Annotated in this window: 25 protein-coding genes and 1 tRNA gene; 15 read left to right on the top strand and 11 right to left on the bottom strand. The window is 43.6% G+C overall.

The window, feature by feature from the left end; all coding sequences use genetic code 11:
- Positions 1-41: 41 nt before the first annotated feature.
- The 3 genes from V5G28_RS26790 to V5G28_RS26780 all read right to left on the bottom strand — a co-directional run bounded on the left by V5G28_RS26790 (position 42) and on the right by V5G28_RS26780 (position 1,895).
- Positions 42-1,211 carry an LLM class flavin-dependent oxidoreductase gene (locus tag V5G28_RS26790; RefSeq protein WP_332988808.1) on the bottom strand — a complete coding sequence of 390 codons (1,170 nt, stop codon included), beginning with the start codon at positions 1,209-1,211 and terminating at the stop codon, positions 42-44.
- Positions 1,212-1,314: 103 nt separating this feature from the next.
- Positions 1,315-1,635 carry a DMT family transporter gene (locus tag V5G28_RS26785; protein ID WP_332988806.1) on the bottom strand — a complete coding sequence of 107 codons (321 nt, stop codon included), beginning with the start codon at positions 1,633-1,635 and terminating at the stop codon, positions 1,315-1,317.
- Between the two features lie 41 nt (positions 1,636-1,676).
- Positions 1,677-1,895: a hypothetical protein gene (locus tag V5G28_RS26780; protein WP_336231373.1), complete on the bottom strand. Its 219-nt coding sequence runs from the start codon at positions 1,893-1,895 to the stop codon at positions 1,677-1,679.
- Positions 1,896-2,201: 306 nt separating this feature from the next.
- Between V5G28_RS26780 and V5G28_RS26775 the strand changes: the two genes are divergently transcribed.
- A complete protein-coding gene (locus tag V5G28_RS26775) occupies positions 2,202-3,956 on the top strand; it encodes a WD40 repeat domain-containing protein (RefSeq protein WP_336231372.1) in 1,755 nt (584 codons plus the stop codon).
- Between the two features lie 512 nt (positions 3,957-4,468).
- A complete protein-coding gene (locus tag V5G28_RS26770) occupies positions 4,469-4,699 on the top strand; it encodes a hypothetical protein (protein ID WP_332988802.1) in 231 nt (76 codons plus the stop codon).
- Between the two features lie 197 nt (positions 4,700-4,896).
- Here the strand turns inward: V5G28_RS26770 and ftsH are convergent, their stop codons facing one another.
- A complete protein-coding gene (ftsH, locus tag V5G28_RS26765) occupies positions 4,897-6,837 on the bottom strand; it encodes an ATP-dependent zinc metalloprotease FtsH (RefSeq protein WP_332988800.1) in 1,941 nt (646 codons plus the stop codon).
- A gap of 767 nt (positions 6,838-7,604) precedes the next feature.
- Between ftsH and V5G28_RS26760 the strand changes: the two genes are divergently transcribed.
- The 5 genes from V5G28_RS26760 to V5G28_RS26740 all read left to right on the top strand — a co-directional run bounded on the left by V5G28_RS26760 (position 7,605) and on the right by V5G28_RS26740 (position 12,027).
- On the top strand, positions 7,605-7,757 hold the full coding sequence (locus tag V5G28_RS26760; RefSeq protein WP_442994293.1) for a hypothetical protein: 153 nt from the start codon (positions 7,605-7,607) through the stop codon (positions 7,755-7,757).
- 164 nt (positions 7,758-7,921) lie between these two features.
- Complete coding sequence (locus tag V5G28_RS26755; RefSeq protein ID WP_332988796.1) at positions 7,922-9,046, top strand: AI-2E family transporter; 1,125 nt, start codon at positions 7,922-7,924, stop codon at positions 9,044-9,046.
- A gap of 130 nt (positions 9,047-9,176) precedes the next feature.
- On the top strand, positions 9,177-9,767 hold the full coding sequence (locus tag V5G28_RS26750) for a cytochrome b (RefSeq protein WP_332988794.1): 591 nt from the start codon (positions 9,177-9,179) through the stop codon (positions 9,765-9,767).
- 241 nt (positions 9,768-10,008) lie between these two features.
- Positions 10,009-11,340, top strand: a complete 1,332-nt coding sequence (locus tag V5G28_RS26745) for an APC family permease (RefSeq protein ID WP_332988792.1) — start codon at positions 10,009-10,011, stop codon at positions 11,338-11,340.
- Between the two features lie 18 nt (positions 11,341-11,358).
- Entirely contained in the window at positions 11,359-12,027 is a 669-nt protein-coding gene (locus V5G28_RS26740; protein WP_332988896.1) for a class I SAM-dependent methyltransferase, read from the top strand.
- 104 nt (positions 12,028-12,131) lie between these two features.
- Here V5G28_RS26740 and V5G28_RS26735 read toward each other — a convergent pair whose 3' ends face one another.
- A complete protein-coding gene (locus V5G28_RS26735; RefSeq protein ID WP_332988790.1) occupies positions 12,132-12,491 on the bottom strand; it encodes a hypothetical protein in 360 nt (119 codons plus the stop codon).
- A gap of 364 nt (positions 12,492-12,855) precedes the next feature.
- On the opposite strand from V5G28_RS26735, the gene V5G28_RS26730 reads away from it, so the two are divergent.
- Entirely contained in the window at positions 12,856-14,313 is a 1,458-nt protein-coding gene (locus tag V5G28_RS26730) for a glycoside hydrolase family 13 protein (protein WP_332988788.1), read from the top strand.
- A gap of 221 nt (positions 14,314-14,534) precedes the next feature.
- Here V5G28_RS26730 and V5G28_RS26725 read toward each other — a convergent pair whose 3' ends face one another.
- The gene (locus V5G28_RS26725) at positions 14,535-14,954 is read right to left on the bottom strand and encodes a fasciclin domain-containing protein (protein WP_332988785.1); all 420 of its coding nucleotides are present in this window, start codon (positions 14,952-14,954) and stop codon (positions 14,535-14,537) included.
- 159 nt (positions 14,955-15,113) lie between these two features.
- On the opposite strand from V5G28_RS26725, the gene V5G28_RS26720 reads away from it, so the two are divergent.
- The 4 genes from V5G28_RS26720 to V5G28_RS26705 all read left to right on the top strand — a co-directional run bounded on the left by V5G28_RS26720 (position 15,114) and on the right by V5G28_RS26705 (position 16,547).
- On the top strand, positions 15,114-15,350 hold the full coding sequence (locus V5G28_RS26720; RefSeq protein WP_041034255.1) for a DNA-directed RNA polymerase subunit omega: 237 nt from the start codon (positions 15,114-15,116) through the stop codon (positions 15,348-15,350).
- Positions 15,351-15,373: 23 nt separating this feature from the next.
- A complete protein-coding gene (locus tag V5G28_RS26715) occupies positions 15,374-15,976 on the top strand; it encodes a hypothetical protein (protein WP_332988781.1) in 603 nt (200 codons plus the stop codon).
- Between the two features lie 79 nt (positions 15,977-16,055).
- Complete coding sequence (locus V5G28_RS26710; protein ID WP_096565282.1) at positions 16,056-16,421, top strand: DUF1818 family protein; 366 nt, start codon at positions 16,056-16,058, stop codon at positions 16,419-16,421.
- Between the two features lie 52 nt (positions 16,422-16,473).
- Positions 16,474-16,547, top strand: a tRNA-Pro gene (locus tag V5G28_RS26705).
- Between the two features lie 48 nt (positions 16,548-16,595).
- On the opposite strand, the gene V5G28_RS26700 is transcribed toward V5G28_RS26705, so the two are convergent.
- Complete coding sequence (locus V5G28_RS26700; RefSeq protein WP_332988774.1) at positions 16,596-16,793, bottom strand: hypothetical protein; 198 nt, start codon at positions 16,791-16,793, stop codon at positions 16,596-16,598.
- A 131-nt stretch (positions 16,794-16,924) separates the two neighbouring features.
- Positions 16,925-17,362 (bottom strand): IS200/IS605 family transposase, encoded by a 438-nt coding sequence (gene tnpA / locus V5G28_RS26695; RefSeq protein WP_332988771.1) that lies wholly within the window; start codon positions 17,360-17,362, stop codon positions 16,925-16,927.
- Here tnpA and V5G28_RS26690 point away from each other — a divergent pair.
- Positions 17,342-18,760, top strand: a complete 1,419-nt coding sequence (locus tag V5G28_RS26690; RefSeq protein ID WP_332988893.1) for an RNA-guided endonuclease InsQ/TnpB family protein — start codon at positions 17,342-17,344, stop codon at positions 18,758-18,760. The two genes, tnpA and V5G28_RS26690, sit on opposite strands and share 21 nt — an antisense overlap.
- A 17-nt stretch (positions 18,761-18,777) precedes the next feature.
- Here V5G28_RS26690 and V5G28_RS26685 read toward each other — a convergent pair whose 3' ends face one another.
- The gene (locus V5G28_RS26685; protein ID WP_332988768.1) at positions 18,778-18,972 is read right to left on the bottom strand and encodes a hypothetical protein; all 195 of its coding nucleotides are present in this window, start codon (positions 18,970-18,972) and stop codon (positions 18,778-18,780) included.
- A 752-nt stretch (positions 18,973-19,724) separates the two neighbouring features.
- Between V5G28_RS26685 and V5G28_RS26680 the strand changes: the two genes are divergently transcribed.
- Positions 19,725-20,282, top strand: coding sequence for an SRPBCC family protein (locus tag V5G28_RS26680; protein ID WP_332988765.1), 558 nt, complete (start codon positions 19,725-19,727; stop codon positions 20,280-20,282).
- A gap of 5 nt (positions 20,283-20,287) precedes the next feature.
- Positions 20,288-20,863, top strand: a complete 576-nt coding sequence (locus V5G28_RS26675) for a DUF924 family protein (protein WP_332988764.1) — start codon at positions 20,288-20,290, stop codon at positions 20,861-20,863.
- Positions 20,864-21,096: 233 nt separating this feature from the next.
- Here V5G28_RS26675 and V5G28_RS26670 read toward each other — a convergent pair whose 3' ends face one another.
- Together V5G28_RS26670 and V5G28_RS26665 are read right to left on the bottom strand one after the other, a co-directional pair.
- Positions 21,097-21,363 (bottom strand): Nif11-like leader peptide family natural product precursor, encoded by a 267-nt coding sequence (locus tag V5G28_RS26670; protein WP_332988762.1) that lies wholly within the window; start codon positions 21,361-21,363, stop codon positions 21,097-21,099.
- Positions 21,364-21,644: 281 nt separating this feature from the next.
- Positions 21,645-23,369, bottom strand: coding sequence for an FHA domain-containing serine/threonine-protein kinase (locus tag V5G28_RS26665; RefSeq protein ID WP_332988759.1), 1,725 nt, complete (start codon positions 23,367-23,369; stop codon positions 21,645-21,647).
- Positions 23,370-24,043: the final 674 nt, after the last annotated feature.

The raw sequence follows: 24,043 nt of genomic DNA, 5'->3' as shown, positions 1-24,043 counted from the left end.
GTCGTCTTCAAGGAAGCTTTACCCAAGCCGTTAAGTGCTGGCTAGCGGATCTCTCCTGTTGTCAGAGGTGTCATCGGTTGTACCTTAGGTAGTCGTCCTTGAAGTTCTGCAAGCCTAACATTTGGCAGATGAGGTAACACAAGCTTTGCAAAATAGTGACATTCTTCAATCAAGGGGTAGCCGGAGAGAATGAATGCTCGAATTCCCATATCCATATAACGATGTAGCCGTTCAAGTATCTGAGAGGGATTTCCCACCAGTGCTGCACCACATCCGGAACGCGCTCGTCCTATTCCCATCCATAAGTTATTCTCTATGTAGTCGTCTTCGTCGCCAAGCGATCGCAAAGCATCCTGTTTTAACACGCCTACGGAGCGAGAATCTTGAGCGCGAGATTTGAGTTGTGCACCGCGAGATGCGTCGAGTTCGGATATCAAGGTTTTTGCCCATAGACGCGCTTCTTCCTCGGTTTCGCGTACAATTACATGAATGCGGAGTCCGAAATCGATGCACCGTCCATAGGTAGCAGCCCTTTTTGAGAGATCCTGCATGCTCTCAAACAGCGCTTCTTCAGTGTCGGGCCACATCAGAAAGACATCGCAGTATTGAGCACACACGTTGCGAGAACCTGGTGAGGTACCGCCGAAGTAAAGCAGCGGTCCGCCATGTTGCTGATACGGTTTCACCGGATAACTAGGTAAGCTAAAGCGATAAATCTGCCCTTGAAGCTCTATCCTTTCTTGCGTCCACGCCTGTTGAAGAATCTCGATCACTTCTTTGCACCGTTGATACCGATACTCTGGATCTTCAACAAGACCAGGTAGTTCGGAATTAATGATGTTTACAGTGAGCCGTCCCTGCAACAGATGGTCTAACGTCGAAAGATGACGTGCTAGCATCGGAGGGTGGATCTCGCCTGTACGTATTGCGGTGAGTAAACTGATCTGCTGTATCTGGGATGCGATCGCTGCAGCAAAAGGTAACACTTCCTGACCCAACATATAGCTTGTGGGCAGTAGAATATTTTTATAGCCTAAAGAATCGGCGGTGAGTACAATATCACGGCAGTGTTCGTAGTTGCTACGCCGAGAGGGATCAAGCTTTCCTAAACGATCAGTGTCACCTCCGCACAAATCGGCAAACCAACCCACTTCGCATACTCTCTCGTGCGTTCTCATGGTGGAAAGCCGAGGTACATCGCTCTTAAACATATTTTGGTTCTCCTGGGTTCTCCTAAATAGCTGCATACAGCATTTTGTATATTTTTCTTTTATGCTTTTTCTTTGATCTAGGAGGTAATACTAGAGAAGAGGATTAGTGTGGAGAGACGAGCCTAAGTCCTATGACACCTATCAAAATCAAGCCGATGCAAGTCAGGCGGCGCACTTCAATCGGTTCTTGAAATAAAATTATACCCAAAAAAACTGTACCGATGGCTCCTATACCTGTCCATATAGTGTAGGCAGTGCCAAGTGGCAGTGTGCGGAGTGCTCTTGACAAAAAGCCAAAACTCAATATCATCAGGGCGATTGTAGCGACACTGGGACCGACCCTAGTAAACCCTTGTGAATACTTTATACTAATTGCCCATCCAACTTCAAACAGACCAGCAATCAGAAGATAAATCCATGCCATACACTCTTCCTTTACGTGCAAACCTGCTGTCTAACGGCGAGTCAAGGAACTAAGAATCCTCGTACCTTTAGGTCGAGGAGTGTCAAACCATCAAGATAACTTTTGAGTACTTTTTCTTCCGATGCTTCTAATTTGACATTTTTTATACCTTGCAGTTTGCTCTCCAAGATATTAACACGTGTCTGGCATCCCACGGCTATAAGCCAGTGCGGCTCTGTGCTATCAATGCTGTCACAAAGGTAGAATAGCGCTTTTTCCAAACTAACTCTCAGATTTCCTAAAATATGAGTACAATTTCTAGCAAAACTGCTTCTGGTGAAACAGTATCTTGTGGTGTAAGTTAGTTAAAATCATCCACTATCATCTTAATTTTCTTAAGGCAAACAAGCTTATGTCATCACTTGACCATGTCCAAGGACAGGTCGCTCGGTGGCACATAAATCGTTGTGTTACATTAACTACTGGGATGACTGGCTGCTTAAATAACTAAAGTTGATACACTCACTTGAGCAATTGCCTTGGCATAACTTAATGTAGGTATGCAATGCTGCGCCGCAGGAATGCAAATGGATTGGATTAGCTTACTAAAAGCTCAACAAGCTGATTTCCTTCAACGATTAAAAAAGCCCAAGACTTACGATCTATCTTTGCTAGAAAGTCAAGTCAAAGGCTGCCATAGTGAAATTATGGCATTTTGGGGTGAATCATTGGCAAAAGTGCTGGAGATTGCTCGCCAACAAGCAGAAATTATTGCCAAAAATCCCTCCGACACCGCCCAATATCCTGATCCTCTTGACTGGGCGATGCCCTTTCCAAGATACTTCCAGCAGCAAGCTGAAGATTATCTTTTGCGAGAGCAAATCGTTGACCGAGTGATGAGCGATCGCTGGGGCAAACAAATTAAAAAAGTGGCACAAGATACCTTGAACAACATGGTTCTAGATGATGAGGGAAATTTGCGTGGCGAAAGCAAATTTTCCTACATACTTGCCAATAATCCGAAAGTTAGTATTCAAGTTTACGTTACTGATGGAGAAAGTTTTAACAGTATCAAGAAAGACAAAGTTAGATGGTCTGTTACACAAGAGGATTTGAAAAATCACCAAGTTTTCATTTTCCTATGTTTGTTTTATCCATTTACTGGTCAAAGAGGTTACGAAAAACAAGCGATAATCGCAGGTTTTTTACCTACAAATCAAATTGAATTTCCTGAGCCAAAACTCTACATTACGCCAAGTCAGTTATTATATGCGGGAGGATTTCGTTGGTATTTAGAATCACTGAATACTAAAAAAGATACACAGCGAGTCTTGAATGAGGTTGCCAGCACACAGACAACTCAGATGCCATCAGACCATCCGCTTAAGACAATAGTAGGTGACTGGGAATGCTGGCAAACCTTACTCGGGCATACCAGGGGAATTAATTGCCTAGCCTTCTGTCACAGGGGTAACAACGGCAACGCCTCTCCTGTTGTAGCAAGTGGTAGTCGTGGAGAGACAAAGCTGTGGGATTTGGCCAAAGGTGAGTTAATCGCGACATTATCAGAACATCCTTGGATTTTATCCGGGCTAGTAGATGAAGTAAATTCCCTTGCTTTCAGTCCAGACGGGCAAACTTTAGTCAGTGCTGGTGCAGACTCCACAATTAAGCTTTGGCACGTGGGGGCGCAAGATTTGATTGATATTTTGCACAAGCATAATGGAATGGTGCGCTGCGTTGCTTTTACCCCAGATGGACGAATGTTGGCAACTGGGGGAGATGACAGAACAATTATGTTTTGGGACTTGATGCAGCGCCAGGTTGCTACCGCCTTATCCCTAGAAGATACAGCTGCCCATTCACTTGCCTTGAGTCCAAATGGGCAAATTTTAGTTACAGGGAGTTACCGCAAAATCAAAGTTTGGCACATTTCTCGACCCAGAGGGGCGGCAACTTTCGACCCGCAGTTGCTGCACTCGTTTACAGGTCATTCTCACATTGTTCGTTCCTTGGCTGTTAGTACAGATGGAAAGATTTTGGTCAGTGGTAGTCGCGATAAAACAATAAAAATTTGGCACTTAGAAACAGGAGAATTGCTTCACACACTCAACGGACATAAAGATGGAGTGTATGCCGTTGCTTTGAGTCCTAATGGACAAATTATCGCTAGTGGCAGTGCTGATAAAACTATTAAGTTATGGCATGTAGAAACAGGGGAACTGCTGGCTACATTTACAGGTCACGCCCACACGGTAACAGCATTAGCTTTTACTGCTTCGGGGGAACTTTTAGTAAGTGGGAGTTTGGATAAGACGATTAAAATTTGGCAGCGGAGTTAGGAAACAAACCGCCAAAGTAGAAAGGACACCGAAAAAACTCTCTTAGCTTCCATTCCTCTCTCCTACAAGACCAGAGGAACCTTAATTTTTCCCCCAACCCTTGAAGGGAAGGGGGTTAGCAGGTTAGGTTTTTCGTGGATTTTTCCATATGACATGAAAAGTCAGAAGGGTGTGGAGGAGAGGAAAATCACGAGAAAGGCGTGGTTCGGTCGCCCACCAAGAAAGAAAGATTTGTATCAACCCTTGTAGGCGCGTTTCGACAAGAGAGAAGTTGCAAGGAGGAGCGCTAGCCATGCAGGCGGGTTTCCCACGCCCAGGTGACTGGCGTTGGTTTCCCTCCGGGCAAACTTCGGAGCGTCCAAGATCCAATCCCACGTTCAAAAACTCGCCCCTACACGCCTTTGAATTGCTTCTCATCCGCTGCGTCGAAGTTGCCAACCTCTCCGGAATAGAAAAAATCGAATTTGTATCATACTTTGTTGGCACACTTTAACTAACCTCGATTATTTAATATGAAACTCAACAAAAATCAACTTGATTTACTTGGCACTATCTTAGGTGTTGTTGCAGGTATTTCCACTGTCCTCACTACCCAAGACGTTATTAATGCTAAAGTTGGTGGTACCGTCAGTGGCATTGCTACTGTTTTGCTAGGGGTTGTTGTCCAAAGGCCCACGGATGCAGAACCAACCACTCAACAAGTAGAACGGAAACAAGTTGAACAAACAAACGAACAATCTTAATGCATGATTGCAAGGCAGTGCAGCGCTTTGACGAGCAATTGGGCAATCACCCATTACTACTTTTATCAATAAATAGGTTCCAAGACGGGATCAGATATTTGGCAGAAATCACAAGATTGGACTCCTTAATATATTCTTATATAAAAAAAGCGATCGCCCTCCTAAAGAGCGATCGCTTTTCAATTATTCCAAAATTCCTAAACCAGCAAACTTTGCATCAAAGGTTTATCTTCTGATAACTTGCCCGTCCGCAACCATTCATTGAGTTCATCTGGTGCTTTAGCTTGGTTAAGACGTTCCCGCAGTTGTGCACCTTCCAAAATTTCTTTTTGCAACAGTTCTTCTGCGGTTTGCTCCAGTAAGTCGCGGTTTTCTTGCAGAATGGTTAAAGCAATGTGGTGGGCATTATCCACTATCTGCTTCACCTCGCGGTCAATTTCTTCTGCCACTTTGGGGCTTACTGAACGGCGGGGATTACCGTAGCCTTCGATAAACTGCTGCTGGACTTTTTCAAAGGCAACAGGACCAAGTTCATCGCTCATACCGTACACAGTGACATAGCGTTCTGCTAAGTCAGTGGCTTTCTGAATATCGTCACTTGCACCAGTGGACACCTTGCCAAAGACGGTTTCTTCTGCGGAACGTCCACCCAATAGGGTAGCAATGCGACCGCGAATTTCGTCTTCTATCATCAAGAAGCGGTCTTCTTCGGGCATTTGAATTGTGTAACCCAAAGCACCAACGCCACGAGGAACAACAGAAATTTTCTCGACTTTACCAGCTCCAGGCATCAAAGCACCGATGATGGCGTGACCAACTTCGTGATAAGCCACGGTCTTTTTCTCAGTTTCATTGAGAACACGAGAGCGTTTTTCCAAACCAGCAACAACACGCTCAATGGCTTCGTTGAAATCCGCCATGATCACTGCTTGCCGATTTTGCCGTGCGGCGAGGAGTGCAGCTTCATTGACAAGGTTGGCTAAATCTGCTCCCGCAAACCCAGGCGTCCTAATGGCGATGGTTGCCAAGTCCACATCATCAGCCAATTTGACATTTCTAGCATGAACTTTGAGAATGGCTTCGCGACCAATTTTATCAGGACGATCCACAACAACTTGGCGGTCAAAGCGACCCGGACGGCGCAATGCTGGATCGAGAACTTCGGGACGGTTCGTAGCGGCGATAATGATCACCCCAGTGTTGGCATCAAAGCCGTCCATTTCGGTGAGCAACTGGTTGAGGGTTTGTTCGCGTTCATCGTTACCACCTACAAACCCACCAGCACCGCCGCGAGACTTACCTAGTGCGTCTAATTCATCAATAAAGACGATACAGGGAGCTTGTTGTTTTGCCTGCTCGAATAAGTCGCGGACTCGTGCAGCACCGACACCAACAAAAAGTTCAATAAATTCTGAACCAGAGATGCTGAAGAAGGGAACACTAGCTTCACCAGCAATTGCCTTCGCTAAAAGTGTTTTACCCGTTCCTGGAGGTCCTACCACCAACACACCTTTGGGAATTTTCGCTCCCAAACGGGTGTATTTATCAGCACTTTTGAGAAAATCGACAATCTCTTCCAGTTCGGCTTTTGCTTCATCTACGCCAGCAACATCGAGAAATTTTACTCCAGTGCTACCTTCAGAGTAGATGCGAGCCTTACTTTTACCCACCGTCAGCGCCGCAGGACCACCCCCCTGACGATTGAGCAAAAAGCCCCAAATACCAAAGAAAATTAACGGAGGTGCAACCCAGCTTAAAAGAGTGCTAATCCAACCATTTTCGTTTGGTGGTGGTGCACCAAACTCTACATTATTGTCGCGGAGAATTTTAGGTAAATCCAGGTCGAGCGCTACTGGTGTGGTTACGAAGACTTGTTCAGCAGGTTTACCGTCCGGAGTTTGGGTTTTGATGGAATACTGAATGCGATCGCCCCCTACAACAGCCCGGTCTACTTTACCTGCTTGTACCTGAGCAATAAAATCGCTATAAGGTACTTGGGGCAATTTGGGACCAAAAAAGCTAGGAACAATCGCATTCAGAAGAAAAAGAAAAGTCAACAAAATGAGCAAGCTACCACCAATTTGCCGTATTTTTTGTGGTTTCATTTTGCGTTTATTGTTATTATTTTCTACTGGCATTTTTTGATGTATACTCCTGGCAATAAAAAACTCAAAATTTGCTCATTCAAATTTACAACTGAAAAAAACAATATTACTTCCTAGTCTAGCTTATGGCTGAACGCAACTAAGGAAATTATTATTTATTGTTACTACTTATTCATTATTAATTGTTTATTTTCAACTACCTAGGATCCACAAAAATACATTTTTTTCACATTAATAAAAGAGCAAAAAGAGCAAAAAGAGCAAAAAGACCAAAGAAAACCATCAAACACGCCAGATAGATTTATATTCAGGACTTCTAAACTCATAGCTATAATGTCCTTAAAATTTAGTAATTTAGTTCTAATCAAAGTTCCAAGAACCGTCTCAGCACATAAAATAGACCTTCTGCATCTCTTTGATTCCATCTGTGTCCATCTGTGTCTATCTGTAGTTAATTATTCTTTGATTTGGAATGAATGCAAGAAGTCTAATGGCGATAGAAGGGGAAAACCCTAATTTTGTAACTGCAATTTCCACCACGCCTATTGCTGCAACAAACCAAAGAAAAGGTAGTAGCAGTAACAATGCCACAAATGGCAGGAGCGACACTCTGCTTGTAAGTCATGGTGATGTACAAGCAGAGTATTGTCTATTGGTCTGCTTGAATTTATTTTAAAGAATGAGAGATATGCTTCTATTTCGTACCTACCCCCCAGATGAATGGGAATTGCCGTACTTATATGCAAAATCAGCTTGGATTTGTTCTAAAAGTCTTTCTACTCTCCGCGGGAGTGTCTGTCTTGATTAAGTACGTTATGCCAAATTTATCTATTCCAGCGACAGCGACAAACGCCGTGATCATCGTTTTTTTACCGACTTTAATTATGGCAAGTGTTTTACTGTGGCGATGGCGCTTTTCTCCCGCTGAGTCCTCCGGACACGCTACGCGTTAGCGGAGCCTGCGCTTTGCGCTTACGCGATGCTCCGAAAGAGCCGCCGTAGGCGATCGCAACGACAGCAAAATTAGTTAAGAATAACTAGCCGAGAATTGCTAGAATCAGCTAACCTAGCTGCATTCAGAGGAAATAGCAGCTCATCAATAGCCGGGAGACAGGGAGTGAATCTAGGTCAATGGATTGGTTTAATCGCCATAGTTATTTCTTTGTACATTGTGTGGCAGATTCGGGAAGTCCTGTTGCTGATATTTGCCGCAGTTGTCTTAGCTACTACCTTAAATCGGCTGGCTCGAAGATTCCAACGCTCAGGAATCAAGCGTGGATTTGCTGTATTGCTCTCGGTAAGCATATTTATAGCTTTAATTGTCGGTTTTTTCTGGCTGATTGTGCCACCTTTTGTAGATCAGTTTCAAGAACTTACAAAACAGGTTCCCCGAGGTTTGGAGCGCTTTAATACTTGGCTAGATGAATTGAGAACTCGCGTTCCCAGTCAGTTGACTCCGTACATACCTGATATCAACAGCCTCAGCCAACAAGCACAGCCTATCATAAATCGTGCAGTGGGAAGTTCCTTCGCCTTTGTCTCTGGCTCTTTGGAAGTTGTTCTCAAGGTTTTGCTAGTGCTAGTTTTAACAGGGATGTTTTTAGCCGACCCGGAGGCTTACCGCAAAGTATTTGTGCGGCTGTTTCCCTCGTTTTATCGCCAGCGAGTGGATGGAATTTTGGATAAATGCGAGGTGTCATTAGAGGGATGGATCACAGGCGCTTCCATCGCGATGGGTGCAGTGGGACTGATGAGTTTAATTGGCTTATCAATTTTGCGCGTGCGTTCAGCACTGGCTTTAGCAGTTTTGGCGGGATTTTTAAACTTGATCCCTAATCTTGGTCCGACACTAAGTGTGATACCAGCAATGGCGATCGCACTTCTAGATGCTCCCTGGAAAGTCTTGGCTGTGTTAGTCCTCTACTTTATCATTCAGCAGACTGAGGGCAATTTCATCACGCCGATCGTTATGGCGCATCAAGTGTCGCTGCTACCAGCGATCACCTTAATCTCACAGCTATTTTTTGTGACGTTCTTTGGCTTTTTAGGCTTGTTTCTAGCGTTACCTCTAACTGTTGTGGCGAAGATTTGGATGCAAGAAGTGTTGATAAAAGATGTTTTGGATGAATGGGATAGTAAGTCTCACAGAGAGACTGAGTTTATCATTGTTTCGGACAAGTCACAAACAGACAAATCTGTGGACAATACGGCAAATGACGAGGAGCAGCCGATGAATCAATAGCTACTCGTCTTTTGTTCCTGCGCTATAGCCTTGTCTGCGAAGGCTTTCATAAAAATTTCACTGTCGATTTATGTTGCTTAGTTATATTAAGGAATGTAACGCAAGCTGCACACAAGGTACTGGAATTTTTATGAGTACACCGCAACCAGTCACAAAAAGCAACGCTAAATTTAGAATCAACTCTGCTTTTAAGCAACTGATGTCCATACATTGGATAATGGCAGTCTGCTATTTGGTAATATTTGTTAGTGGTTTGTTCATGGTTCGGTTGCCCGAAGAGCTATTCTTTAGAGATTCACTCTATGACTTTCATAAGTCTGTTGGCGCGCTAACAATGGCGTTACTGACTTGGCGGGTATTCATCCTGTTGCGTGTGTGGTCGAGCAAGTACACAAAACGTCCGCCAAAGTTTACCAAGGAATGGTTGAAAACATTTGCCCTGCATACAAGTTTGTATGTTTTCATGTGGGCGGTTCCCGTTACTGGCTTTTTCCTCTCTAATTCCTACAGAAGTAGTAACGTAAAATTTTTTGGGATTCTTCTACCAGACATATTTCCGCAAAACTCTGCAATTCTCGACACAGCAAGAAGCTCTCATTTTTGGCTCGCCTATACATTTTTGGCGTTTATCCTGCTTCACCTGACGGCGCAATGGAAAGTTCTTCGGGCAAACTCTCGAAGATTTTTGGGTTTTGTGAAAACCAAATTTGCCAAAACCTAAAACACAGTGCGTTAGAAATCCAGTTTCTAAAACATTAAAGCTGCAACTAATAAAGATTAGTCAAGCAAAAATAAATTTGTCTTATTGACATAAGGCAAAAATCATGGTTTAAATTTTATGATCTAAACCTATGTTAAAGATAGAGTATACCTAGTGCAGATTGAAAGTTTGTCAACAGCATCCTAAGCTTTAAGGTTGTTTCCTCCTGGCTGATTACCAAAATTTCCAGGTGATTTACCTTATGGCAACAAAAGTAACAGTGCCGAAGCCTACACTTTCTACAATCGACGCAGTTGCCTTGATTGTAGGCATGGTGGTCGGCGTAGGCATATTTAAGACACCAGCCCTAGTAGCAGGGAACACGCAAAGTGCAGGGATTGCACTACTAGCGTGGTTGCTAGGTGGAGGAATGTCCTTCGTCGGTGCTCTCTGCTATGCAGAGTTGACCACCGCTTATCCCGATGCTGGGGGAACTTACCACTATCTCATGCGTGCCTTTGGCAAAATTCCTGCCTTCTTGTTTGCTTGGGCGCGGATGACCGTTATTCAAACTGGTTCCATCGCCTTACCAGCGTTCGTGTTTGGGGATTATGCTGCTCAGTTGCTGCCTATAGGAGAATACTCTTCAGCGATTTACGCTGCAGGTGTAGTCATTTGCCTGACAGGTTTAAACATTTTAGGGGTGCAGCAAGGGAAGTGGGCTCAGAACTGGCTAACAGCGGCAAAAGTGCTGGGTTTGCTGTTGATAGTTCTTGTAAGTCTTGCCTTTGCTGTACAAGTGCCGCAAGAGACATCAACTGCTGCTGCTCAAAACAACGCATTTGGTCAAGCAATGATTTTTGTGTTGCTAACTTATGGTGGTTGGAATGAAGCTGCCTATATTTCAGCAGAAGTGCGAAATGGCAAACGCAATATGGTACGTATATTGTTGGGAAGTATTGCCATCATCACAGTGATTTTTCTGTTGATTAACGTGGCATTTATTTACGCTTTGGGACTTGCAGGTTTAGCTTCATCGGAAGCACCAACAGCTGATTTAATGCGTCGCGCTGTTGGAGAAAACGGAGCAAGATTTGTTAGTTTACTAGTTGCAGTTTCAGCCTTAGGTGCAGTCAATGCCACTATTTTTACTGGTGCGCGTACTAACTACGCTCTAGGAAGGGACTTTCGGAAGTTTGCCTTCCTAGGACGTTGGCAAGAGAATACTGGTACCCCAAAGAATGCCTTACTAGTTCAAGGCGCAATTTCGTTGGCGTTGGTGGTACTTGGGGCTCTAACTCGCAAAGGTTTTGAAACAATGGTGGACTACACTGCTCCAGTCTTCTGGTTCTTTTTTCTCCTGTCTGGGGTAGCATTGCTGGTACTACGCTCCCGAGAGCCAGACGTATCGCGTCCTTTCCGCGTACCTCTTTACCCCTGGACACCATTACTGTTTTGTGCTATTTGTAGCTACCTACTATACTCCAGTCTCATTTATGCAGGTATCGGAGGTATTACTGGTCTGGTAGTTCTTTTAACAGGTATTCCTTTACTGCTTCTCAACCGTCAACGAACGACTTCCACAAACCCTTAATTCATGGAGAAAGATGTCATGAAATTACAGGCAACGTTAAAGCTTTTGTTTACAACAGTAAGTTTAAGTAGCTTAATAATGGCTGGTTGCACTTCCAATCAGCAAGTGAGTTCTCAGCAACAGGATGAAGCGTCTCCTTCCACTGTGGAAGTGCAGCAGAAGTCTCCACCTGCATCTCAATCTGCACAACGGACGCCTGATGTGGTGTACGTTCCAACACCTCCGGAAGTTGTCGATAGAATGTTGACAATTGCCAACGTTGGCAAAAATGATGTTCTGTATGACCTTGGTAGTGGGGATGGACGGATTCCCATTGCCGCAGTCAAGAAGTATAATGTTAAGAAGGCTGTAGGTATAGATATTGATCCAGAACGCATCAAAGAGGCTAACGCAAACGCTCAAAAAGCAGGACTTACCGGTAAGGTACAGTTTCTCCAACAAGACTTGTTTACGAGTGACTTTAGCGATGCAACAGTGATCAGCCTTTACCTGCTACCCGAACTCAACCTCAAGTTGCGACCCAAGCTCTTGAAACTTCCACCAGGTACACGTATCGTGTCCCACGCTTTTGACATGGGCGACTGGAAAGCTGACAAAGTCGAGCAAGTAGATGGCAGAACAGTTTACTTCTGGACTGTACCAAAAGAGATTCCGAAAAATTTACAGAATTCAACTCGTAGCAGTTAGATTGAGAACTGAGGACACAGAATATAGTCGTTTTCAATTGGGTGCAATACAGGTCGTTTCGAGGGGTACAGTATGCTGTGCCCCTTGCTTGTGGTATGTGCTTTTCACTTCCAAGGTGACGGAATAGCATTCACCGACAGAATCTTTGCCACCTGTAACTTAATCGCCACCTTACCACAATGGGGACAAGTGACCCTGATTTCTTCTTGTTGTGGCTCTCGTTGGTGCTGAATCAACACGCCTTCCGTGCAATGCCAACACTCACAAATGACACGTCCTTCCGGTTTGTTAACATCCAACAGGCGGATGTGTTGCCCAAATACTGGTTCCGGTTCTGGTCCTGAGTCCCAGTCTTGTTGGAAGTTCCGTTCTGGTCGGGAACCCCGTTCTGGTCGGGAACCTCGGTCTGGTCGGGGAATGGGTTTAGGGATCGAGCGGGGTTGGTTAATGTTTTCCTGACTCATACAAAACCCGCCTCAGCAGGTGGATAAATTTTCAGCCATTTTGATGTTAGCAGGTAGCAACTACTCTCATGCGGACGAGATTATTATCAGGTTTCCGTTGCAAGTTAAAGAGCATCCGGAAAGAAAAAAAGCTTTTTAACCGGGACTGGGGACTTGGGACTCGGGACTGGGGAACAGTCTGCAAGGGTCTCCAATCCCTAATCCCCAATCCCTAATCCCTAATCCCCAATCCCCAATCCCCAATTCCGGGCAGCGGTAGTTATCTAGTAGTATTGCAATCAGCAGTCACTTTTTCTACCACAAGTGTGAGTTGCAAACAACCCGATATTTGCAACTATTGCGATGGAGAGATAGAGAGGCATTCATGCAAATTCATACACCAGACTGGGTTAAACACGCTGTTTTCTACCAAATTTTTCCAGATCGATTTGCCATAAGCAAACAACCCCGCAAACGGGTTTTACGCACTGCTCGTTGGGAAGATTGGGAAGCTATGCCAACACTCCAAGGTTATAAGGGCGGGGATTTGTGGGGCATTATTGAGCAGTTAGACTACATACAGGATCTGGGAATTAATGCGATTTACTTTACCCCTATCTTTCAATCGGCTAGCAATCACCGCTACCACACGCACGATTATTATCAGGTTGATCCGATGCTGGGAGGTAACCCGGCTTTCAAGGAATTGCTAGACGCAGCTCATCAAAGGAACATCAAAGTTGTTTTGGATGGGGTGTTTAACCACGCCAGTCGGGGCTTTTTCTTTTTCCACGACATTTTGGAAAATGGTCCTCATTCACCTTGGGTGGATTGGTTTAGAATTCATGATTGGCCCGTTTCTCCCTACAATGGTGAGTTTGCGGCCAATTATGAGGGTTGGGGTGGAAATCGAGCGCTGCCAGTGTTTAACCATGATAACCCTGAGGTACGGGAATATATTATGGAAATTGCCGAATATTGGATGAAATTCGGCATTGACGGTTGGCGCTTAGATGTGCCTTTTGAGATTAAAACTCCTGGTTTTTGGCAAGAGTTCCGTCAGCGAGTCAAAGCGATTAATCCCGATGCTTATATTGTCGGCGAAGTTTGGGGAGATTCCCGTGAGTGGTTGGATGGGACTCAATTTGACGGGGTGATGAATTATCTGTTTGCAGGACCAACTATCGCTTTTAGCGCAGGCGATCGCGTTGTCCTAGATCAAGTCCAAAGCCGCGACTACAAACCCTACCCACCATTGTTTGCCACTGAGTATGCTCAGAAAATCCAAGAACTCCTGGAACTTTACCCTTGGGAAATTGGGCTGACTCAATTAAATTTGCTTGCCAGTCACGATACAGCACGGTTGCTGACTATTGCTGGCGATGATAAAGCGAGTGTGGAATTAGCAACTTTACTGCTCCTCACCTTTCCTGGTGCCCCCAGTATCTATTATGGTGATGAAGTTGGTTTAGCAGGAGCTTTAGATCCAGACTCGCGTCGTGGTTTTCCACTAGAAGCTGCTTGGGATAAGGAGATTCTCAAGACTCACCGCGAATTAATTGCTCTACGCCATGCTTACCCTTGCTTGCGTACGGGTGATTATAAAGTCCTGTATGCTCAAGGAGAACTTTACATCTTTGCGCGAGTTTTGGGAACAGAAGAATTGATTGTTGCGGTTAATGCTGGGACTGCATCGGCAAAAGGGAATGTTGATGCAGCAAGTTTGAGCACCCAACCGAACAAACTATTATATGGTGCTGCTGAGGTGGAATGGAGTGTTGAGGCTAAGCATCTCACTTTAAGTGTTCCCCCACGCACTGGCTGCATTCTAGGTCTAGGTTAAGCCAACAAGTTGCATTGCAGATTTAACAGATGGTTTGACTGATTTTATGGGGTGGGGCGGACAGCCCGCCCTTGCTATTTTAGGGTAAGCAGGATATTTGCCCCACAACAATTTGAATGTATAATACCTAGTACAATTCGTCAGACGGCAGAAGGCTAGAATGCCTATCAAATGAGTTTTTTTGTCATTTTTAACTGTCTAGTTATTTCTGCCGTGCTGTACTAGTGCCCAGCAACGATCGCAGGCATCAACACTGCATCGATAACATGAATCACACCATTATCGGTAAGAATGTCAGTTTTCACGACATTGGCGTCATTTACTTTCACTTTGCCATCAGCAGAATCAACTGCTACGATTGACCCTTCTAACGTTTCCGCATGGTCTATTTGGATCAAGTCGTCAGACCTAACATCTCCGTTGGCAACATGATACATCAGAATCTTCTTTAATTTGGGGATGTCTTGCAGCAATGAATCTAAAGTTCCTGCTGGTAGCTTGGCAAATGCGTCATCAGTAGGTGCAAAGACTGTGTAGGGACCGGGACTTTTAAGAATTTCTACAAGTTCGGCAGCTTCAACAGCCTTCGCTAACGTATTGAAATTTCCAGCATTGACAGCAGTTTCAACAAGGTCAGCCATGAGATGATCTTTGATTAAGATAATGTTACAAAATACTTATAGAGTGACAAAAAACTATCAGCCTCTATCAATAGAGAGGTTACTCGCAACCCAACAAGCGGCAGTAAACGCATTGGTGCTGCTAAACTGGAGAGAATGACTTCAGGCTCACCAGTAATTATGCTAAAGCGTTCTAAATTCGAGACAACTCAATCTCAGATTATGCACCGTGCCGAGGATCTGATTAGTGCAGCCTCAAATCGCTACCGCATTACAGTTCAAGTGGCAAATCGCGCTAAGCGCCGACGTTATGAAGATTTTGACAGTGCGGATGATATGATGATGAAGCCAGTACTGAGGGCAATTATCGAGATGTCTGACGAACTGACTCAGCCAGAAATTATTGGCGAAGTCTAAAGTGATGCCAACTGGAAAATAGAATGAGCAAAAATTTAGAGTTCATTCAACTGACACTCAAATCTTGGCAATTAGTCAGCCCCCCTTTAAAGAAGGGGGTTTTCGCGTTCATCATAGTTGGTGTATTTCTTTTAAGTTTAGGGATCCAACCTGCAAATGCCCAAAGAAGCACTCCCGGCGATGTTTGGCAGCAAGTTTATCAACAATTACCCGACTTACCCCGAGAAAATCAGTACGTTAGTAAAGAAACGGGGAAACGAGCTGAGAATAACACCTTGGTCAGTCGTATGATATGGTATCACTCATATTTGAAAGGACGTGCACCAAATTATCGACTCGATTGGAAGCTGACTTTGGCTGATTATCTGGGTGCTAATGAAGTCATGTATGAAACCACTTATCCTGGAAAGGATAATCTACAGAAAAATCCTTTTGATGGCGATCGCGCTGCTGTTGCACGCCTTAACCGTCGCCAGCGAGATGCATTGGTGCAAGCTTTAGTTAATGTTTTCAGTTCTAAATCGCAAAATACACCAGCTACCCCCAACACCTCATCCCCCTCACAGGAAACCACTCCACCTCCTAGACAGGTACCGAAAAAAGGAGGCGCAGAGTTATTAAAGTAAAAAGGGGACTGGGGACTCGGAACTCGGGAGTCTGCAAGTCCCTAATCCCCAATCCCCAATCCCCAATCCCTAATCCCCTATGGAACGTGTTATAAAAAGTGGAGTTGGTTGGCGCATCGGCTGGAACCCAACAGCGGCAGAGTTTAAAGGTTTAGTGGGTACAGATGATTGGGCGTTTGAATTAACAGAAGCCGAGTTGAATGATTTTTGTCGCCTACTGGCGCAACTCGCAGACACCATGAGGCAAATCGCGACTGAATTAATGGATGAGGAAAAGATTGCCTGTGAAGCCGAAAGCGATTTATTATGGATGGAAGTAGAAGGTTATCCTCATGCCTATAATCTGCGCTTGATCTTGAAAACAGGGCGTTGTGTAGAAGGTCAATGGAATGATTCTGCTGTTCCTGGTTTACTGCAAGCCTCTGTTATGCTCAAGGTTTTTTAGATTGAGACCTTGATAATTTGAGTTCTTATTGCTATAATAGGAAAGTTGACTACGGGGCGTAGCGCAGCTTGGTAGCGCGCCACTTTGGGGTAGTGGAGGTCGTGGGTTCGAATCCCGCCGCTCCGATTGATTGAGAAGTATACCTGCTGGTCTTTGTAGAGAGTGGCAGGTTTTTTAGTTTTGTATCAAACAATCCCATCCATCTTTGACAAGATGAGGAGACAATAAGGGGGATGTGCAAGATGTGGCTTTCAGTACTTGCCCATTTCCCTGACCTCCCTCACCTCCCGTATCAATTAGGGATTCTTGTTTTATAGCAGTCGCCAAAGCCGTTAGGACAAGTCGCCGATAGACGCCTTCAATAGCGTACATTGTGAATTGATTGTTGTCTTAAGCTTCCTGTCCGTTGCTATAGCATAAACGCCGGAAGCCCCACGCCGTCCTGATAAGGCGGCGCGCTTGATGGATAGGCGGTTGAAAGAGTGGGTTCGATGCCCACTCTTTCAACATTTTGGCGCATTCTGGTTGCGAATATACCGTTCAAGAACCTCGATATTTGCTCCGCCAACAGACTCGATGGCATAGGAATCATTCCAGAATTCGCCCTTGTTGTTCGCTGCTGATTTCCAGAAGAACCTTGCTAGATGTTCAGAGAATTCCTTGTTGGCTTTGACGCTGGTTACTGTTTTCAAGTTGTTGATGAACTTGGAAAGCGGCATCTGTGGGTAATAACTGAAAAGCAGGTGGATGTGATTATCCTCGCCATTGAACTCGATAACGGTAACCCCCCATTTTTCACACAATGACCTGATGCTGGTTTCGAGTTGCTCCAGGATGGCGGCATTGATGCACTTAGCCCGATACTTGGTCGTCAGCACTAAATGCGCTTTCAGGTCTGAAACGGAGCGTGAGCTTGACCTATAGCTTCTCTTTTTACTCATAGTGCGGTAAGATTAACCTACCAGTACCGCCTTTATCCCAGCTCCCAACAAAAGCTTTCCCTCAACAACGGATTGAGGATTGCTCGCTATTGGTACAACCGAATGCTGGGTGAACGCTTAGATTGGTGGGAGAAAAACCGATGTCCGGTTAATTCCTGTCCCCTGATTTGTCATCTAAGAGAACTCAAAGAACGCCCCAACTACTACAACCAGAAAAATCAACTTCCTACCATCAAGGAGGACTTGGTATTGGTGAAGTGGTCGGGAGAACTACTGGATTTCACTCTGGTCTATTCGACTATCCTGCAAGATGTTTGCAAGCGAGTCGAGAAAGCAGATCTGCGATACATTAAGGGGGATAAAGACGGAAAGCGCTCTGGTAAACCTCGTCTCAAAAGCGAATCTCGCTATCGGACGATGGTGTTTGATGGGGCAAAAAATGAATGGATGAAGTTCTGCACAATTAATAGTCGTTGGCTCTACCTGAAACTGCCCAAGATTGGGTTAGTCAAGGCGAGAACTCATCGCCCGTTACCACCTGGCTTTAACCTCAAGCAGGTCAGTGTCACCAAGAAATCAGATGGGTGGTATGTTTCGTTCATCTTAGATGACCCATCTGTACCTGAGTTTACCCCTGATGCAATCACGCCTACTTGGGACAACTCAATGGGGCTAGATGCCGTCCTCAACTCGGATGTGTATTTGGCAACTTCTTCTGGGGAGAGCCTACCTTCTCTTAAGCCTCTCAGAAAGGGTTTGAACAAGCTGGGCAAGCTACAAACCAAGAAAAATGCCAGGAAGAAAGGTTCTCGCCGTCGTCGCAAACTAGCCAAGAAAGAAGGCAAATTACATCAGCGTATCGCTAGAAGTCGCCAAGACTTCCAGTACAAGACAGCGCATAAGCTGGTACGAACCAGGAAGAAGGTTTTCTTCTGCGAAGACCTGAACCTCAAGGGATTAACTAAGCGCAATGCCCCCAAACAAGATGAGGAAGGAAAGTACCTTCCCAACGGGCAATCAGCTAAGGAAGGTCTAAACAAGTCTTGGCTTGATGCTGCATTTGGACAATTCTTTTCAACCCTCAGTTACATAGCTGGAAAAGCTGGGTCTGTCATGATTGAGAAGAATCCTGCTTATACTTCTCAAATCCTGAGTTATCGAGATAAGTTTGTTTTCACAGACACCTCAATTCGAGAATATTGGGATGAAGAGTTGAAAATTTGGGTTGATAGAGATATTAACGCTGCTATCAACCTTAAACGTGTAGGGCTGGACGTGTTCCCTACCATAAAACGCCGTAGAGGGAATCCAGTAGTCGTATCATCTACTACTAATAGTACCTCGAAGGAAGTTCTGACCGTCTTATTTAAGGCATCAGAAGCCCACGCTGTCCGGTAACGGCAGCGCTGGGTACGTCACAAACGCCACCAAGTCTTTTGTACGTAACTGAGAATAGCCATAGCAATTGCGCCAAACAGCAATAGCCAAATCACTCCTCCCGGAAGGAAAGTGAGAATACCAAAACCTCTCAGTACCCAAAATGCGATCGCAATACCGAGAAAAACTCCAAAACCCTGATTTAATGCGCGATTTAATTTAGAACTACTCACCTAATTTCCCTCAAACTCAATAGTCATAGCATTTTATATGTAGCAACAAAAGTATTCACTGTTATAGAAGCAGTCAAGAAGTAGAAAGGGAGATGTACTTGAAGCAATCCTTAAGCCACCCTACGACAGTCTAAGGAAGACGTAAACAAGGCAAGACCTTACTCATGCTGGAAATGAAAATGGCGTCTTGTTGTGTTTTTCCTGTTAGGTTTATTCCTCATTTCCCGGCTTTCCATGTTTACAAGTCTTTTTGTCTTATTTTCGCTGCATCCCCATATTTTTTTTGTTTTAGTTCATCTCCCTAATTATGTCTTGCCAAAATTTTCATAAATAATAAGTGAAATTACGGTAGCTTATAAACCATGTTATCTGTTAAAGATAAGTACTTAGATTAGGGCTGGGTGGTTGACTATTTCTCTTTCTATTTTTGCTGTTTTTCTAAGTATATATGCTTAAAAAGTTTGAGATCGAGTCGGTGAACACGCAAAATGAAGACTACCTTGAGGACACAAACACACAGCAAAGAGGAGGGTTTTCATTATCAGCTGCTAGAGAATTTGATACTTTAGATATTAGTGATAAAGATGACATATTATGAGTTAAGTTTCGGTAACTATAGCCAGAAAATAACTGTTTCCGGAAAATCCATATATTGTACTGGAAGTAACATTAGTGAGTGAGACTCAACCAAGTCAGATATTCACCATTTTAAACCCGTTTAGTTGATGTGTTGAGGAGTGACTAAAAACATTATGTCTGCGTTCTTTATTTCAGACTCGGTTCCCACAGGTTCAGACATACCTTGGAGTCAGGACAAACAAAGATTGCTGATGCAGGGCGAAATTCTGGTGGAAACGCAATCGCATACAGCTTGGGGTGGTGCTGTGACTGCTTGGATGTATGTACCGTTAGTGCGATCGCACGTGTGGCAGCAGATAACAGATTACCCGCGTTGGGTGCAATATTTTCCTGATGTAACTAAAAGCGAAGTTTTACAACGTGGCGAAGTCAAACGTCTTTATCAAGCAGCACAAAAAGCTTTTTTCTTTTTCACCGCGCAAGTAGAAATTTACCTTAATGTCGTGGAAGAACTTGGGCAGCAGATACAATTTAAGTTGGAAAAAGGGAGTTTTCACGATTTTACAGCCAAATTAGAGCTAAAAGATTGTGATAATGGGACTTTGGTCAGCTATACTGTCCAAGCGACCCCAACTATTCCCATACCATCAATTTTTATTCAACAAGCAATGAACTTTGAATTGCCTGCGAATATGCGTAAAATGCGACAAGTTCTTTGTAAGGGTCAGTAAAAGTGATGTCACAGGCAGAAGAAATTTTGGACTTTTGGTTTGGTAGTCCGGATGAACCAGACTACGGCAAACCAAAGTCTTTCTGGTTCAATAAAAAACCGGAGTTTGACGAAGAACTGCAAATCCGGTTTCTGACAGATTACCAAAAAGCAGCAGCAGGATACCTAGACGAGTGGATCGATGCCTCTGATAGTTGTCTAGCATTGATTTTGCTGTTGGATCAGTTTCCCCGAAATGTGTTTCGCGATACTCCCCAAGCCTTTGCTACTGACTGGGAAGCACTTTCAGCAGCCCAGCACGCTCTTGCACAAGGATATGACAAAAACTTGCTACCCGTACAACGCTGGTTTATTTACTTACCTTTTGAACACAGTGAAAACCTAGAACATCAGCGTCAAGCAGTACGGCTCTTTGAGCAACTGGGCGATGATCCTGATAGTGCGAGTTGCATTGATTATGCAATTCGTCATATGCAAGTGATTCAGCGTTTTGGGCGCTTTCCTCATCGCAATGAAATTTTGGGAAGAGTTTCAACTATAGAAGAAAAGGAGTTTTTGAAACAAAAAGGATCATCATTTTAAGTTGATCAGTGCTTAGTGCTGAGTCATGAGTTGTGAGTTCCCAGCAATGAGTCTTGAGTGACTTGTTCCAAATTTTCTTTATCCTACTCAGCACTTGGCACTTGAAACTGTAGTAGAGAGTTTATATCAAAAATTATTTTTTAACTTGCCAATGCCGTACCTTATGAATTTGGAATTTTGAATTCCCCGTAAGTGCAAAGTGTGTCGGAAGGGATTATGGGTGAGCTTGGCGGTTAATAATTTATACCAGACAACCTTTGATATTGTGATAAATTTAATGAACTTTCAGAAATGCTTGGTTCGCTACCAAACCATACTTCATCTAGATCAGTTTCAGTAAATGTATAGCCAAGACTAGCAGCAAAATTAACTATCTTAGTTTTATCCCAATCCCAGATACCGAATAAGCCTCGTACGCAGCACTGACTATAGTACTGCTCATAAATTGATTGATCTGACATCAAAACCTCATAAAAATCATTCACCTGCTGTACTGACATAGATTACCCTCCCTAATTCTTGTGCTTTTTGATGTGTAACAAAAGTTACATGTACTATCAAGCTGACCCCGCTTTCTATAATTGATATTCAAGAGTTATTAGTCATTCCAAGGATAAAATCAGAAAATGTTCATAAAAATCTATTGTTTCTTCAGATTCTATTTATCATATCTATCAAATGGTCACATCTATCAAATGGTGATTTGACAAACGGTGATTTGAAGTATGAACGGAAGGCAAAAATATAAAAGATGAAGTATAAAATTTTCATCTTTTATCGTTTATCCTTTTTTGGTGGCTTTTGATGCAGTACAAGGCTGTACTTCATCCCTAAATAACCACCCGTGAGTTCCATCAGGCAGTTTAACTTCTACAAAGTCACCTCGTACTTGAACAAATAAGACCATCGCACCCAAATTTAGTTGTTTGACACCGCCAACTTCTGTTTGAGGTTCAGGGCGTAATTTAGTCGAAAATCTACCGCCAGGTGGAGAAATAACACGACACAATTGTGGTTGCTGTGATATGAAATTTTGTTGTGCATGACTTCCACCTGTATGATTAGGATTCAAAAAGCTAAAGCCACCAATTGCACTCACACAAGCTACTACACTCATTCCCAGTAATTTTGGTAGTTTAATTGGTGAAGGTGATACTACTGACTGAGTACTCAACAAAACTTCTAATGAATTTTCCTCAGACTTCCTGACTTTTGGTATCCGTGTAGTGTGAGCAACAGCTTTTTGACGTGACATTGGAACAATAGAGTATTCTAACGGTACATATCCACCAGGATACTCATTGCAAACAATGGCACTCACTTTAAAATTTTGTTGCCCCAAACGTATACAGCTACCAACAGAAAGTGGCATTTCACCAGCTAGAAGCAACTGTCCGTCAACGATAGGAGGATTCCTCTGGCGCAGATTCCGCAAATAAAATGTCTGCTTTTGCTGATGAAAGAAAATTTCAATATGTAAAGCTGACACTGTTGGATCTGGTAAAACAATATCGCACACTTGCGGATCACGACCAATGCGGACTCCTCTACTAGGATTTTTACTTTGTTGCTTCTCAAGAATTTTGCGATTTTTGAGTTGTCCGTTTTCCTCCCACTCTAAAGAGAGTTCATGAAGGATATTTGTAGTACCAGAAGCTTCAGATGTCGGTAATTCGCTCCGGCTTGCCGCCAATTCTCGTAGCGCTTGCAACACCTCACCCACTGTCTGATAACGGTCTTTGAAGTGATAGCGCGTCATTTTAGCCAGAACAGCAGCTAACCCCGGGCTAACAGTCGTGAGATATTCCCACAGTATTTCTCCTGTATTCGGCTCATCTTGAAGTTCGTTAGGATACACTCCCGTCAGCGCCTGAACACCTATCATCCCCAGCGCATAGATATCACTACAGGGACGTGGTAAACGTCTGATTTGTTCGGAGGGCATATATCCGCGAGTTCCGATGATGAAAGTGACGTTGTTTCGTCCCGTCGCAGCTGCTGTTTGGCTTCGCAGTTGCTTAATCGCTCCAAAATCTATCAGAACTAATTTGTTGTCTGAAAGACGTCTAATGATATTGTCAGGTTTGATATCGCGATGAATGACCCCGTGACTGTGGACAAATTCTAAAATACCTAGTACCTCAATGAGCATTTCTATAATATGACGTTCCGTCCATCTTTTACCTGGAGGAAGTTCCATACTTAGAGTATGCCCGCTGATAAATTCTTGCACCAAGTAAAATTCTTGGTTTTCTTCAAAATAAGCTAAAAGCCTGGGTATTTGGTCATGGTTGCCCAACTGTTGCAATGTTTCAGCTTCTTTTAGAAAAAGCCTTCTGGCAGTTTCTAAAATGTCAGGGTCGGTACTAGAAGTTTTGAGATGTTTGAGGACGCATTTAGGGTTTCCAGGGAGGTGAATGTCCTCTGCAATGTAAGTTTGCCCAAAGCCCCCCTCACCTAATACTTCAAGGACTTTGTAATGTCCTGCTAGTAGCTGACCAATCATGTTGTAACGGTGATTTTAAAAAATGACTACGAAGAGAAGGAAGAAAGGAAGAATATAGGTAATCTTACACCGGCAACGGAGTAAGAAGCAGGGTATTGCAAGGGCGGTTAATCCTATTATATTTCTCACAGCACCCTGAATCAAAAGCTTTGTAATGTTCATTAGGTAATGATAAATAAAACGCTCCTGGTACATCAATGAATAACAAATTCAATAAAGTAATGTTGCCAGTTTGGCACATTATTCCAAATAAATATCAAGCTAAATAAACTATGTTTTTTTACTCATTTGGTCAATTGTATAGCAATTTTAATTGAAGACATAGGTTATGCTTAGTTCCACGCAAATAGGATTGAGTCAATAAAATGTTCAACTATCAAAATATAAGTAGTTATATTTAATATTAAAGCAATAATAATTACTAAAACATCTAAATATTCAACATTTTTAAGAAACTCATACAATTTAGAATAGCGAATGTTGAAAACTCAACAGAAGCGGGAAAAAGATAATTCCATATAATTGCTCTACAGTGCCACGGAATTGATATTTAGGGACGTCCGATAGCGGTTCCTGATTGAGTGCAATACAACCTTTTTTTTGTGGGATGGGCTTCTAGCCCGTCTTAAATTGAGGGGGAACCGGATGCCATATGTGTTAACTTATACCAATTT

The organism is Scytonema sp. PRP1 (assembly GCF_036697665.2).
Taxonomy (GTDB): Bacteria; Cyanobacteriota; Cyanobacteriia; order Cyanobacteriales; family Nostocaceae; genus Kalymmatonema; species Kalymmatonema gypsitolerans.
This window is presented reverse-complemented; position numbering and strand designations above follow the sequence as displayed.